This is a genomic window from Bilifractor sp. LCP19S3_H10, assembly GCF_052119185.1.
Classification (GTDB): domain Bacteria; phylum Bacillota; class Clostridia; order Lachnospirales; family Lachnospiraceae; genus Bilifractor.
Window position 1 is genome coordinate 1 of record NZ_JBQKFT010000058.1, and the last position, 881, is coordinate 881.

An 881-nucleotide genomic window follows, 5' to 3' on the forward strand; every position below is an offset into this window, starting at 1 on the left:
ATACATACACTTTTCCTTTCATAGTTTTCTTTACAGACGCCATTCCCCATGCAGATCCGTTTGATGTAAACACATAAATCGTGCATTCTGTATTAAGTGGGGGTGTGACAATATAATTCCCGTTACTTCCCTCGCATTCTATGAGATTGCCTGGGTAAGAGAGATATACATGATCATCTGTTGACGGAGTAAATGTAACCGTTGTTGTATAACTGTCAGTATCGTCTATAGTCTTTGGTGATACGGTAAGGCTTGGACTGCTTACATAACTTATCGTTACAGAACGATTGGACGTACTTGATTCGATATCAGACATAATAGCGGAATGAATCGTGATTTTCTCTCCGTTTGCAGGAATCCTCAAAAGAGCGCTCTGAGGAATTCTGACATTTCCTGTATATGGCTGATCCGTGAAACGACATTCTTTAAAAATATCATCCGATGAAAATGTAATAATATTTCCGTCACGGTGATAGTCTGAGGTGTAACTAATATTAAGTCCGTCAGGTGACCACTTACATGAATTAATCGTAAGCGTCGGAGTGTAAGTCAATCTGAAAGTTTCAATAATGCTGTTACCGTGTGCATGTAGTCCAGATGTTCCATTATAGTTTGCTTCATATCTTCTGATCTCAAACTGAAGTTCTTTATAATCGACATTTGTTCCGTCTACCGGCTGTAGCATTGTGATTGCTTTTGGGGCAAATTTGCGGGACGTGTTTTCTGTTACACAGTTTGCAGATCCAATATCTCCCCATCCTGAATTTGCCGTGCTCGCGTCAGGATATGACATCCAGCTGCTCCAATCACCAATTGCCTGATTTGGTTTCCGCTGTCTTTCCCTGTATCGGATCTGGTAAGTTGTCCCAGAACATTGCCAC

General features: G+C 41.0%; 1 protein-coding gene. It reads right to left on the reverse strand.

Annotated elements, in window-relative coordinates:
- Window positions 1-793 (reverse strand): hypothetical protein (locus tag ACTQZS_RS15370; protein ID WP_441476593.1); only part of this gene is annotated, 793 nt, incomplete at its 3' end.
- Window positions 794-881 lie beyond the last annotated feature (88 nt).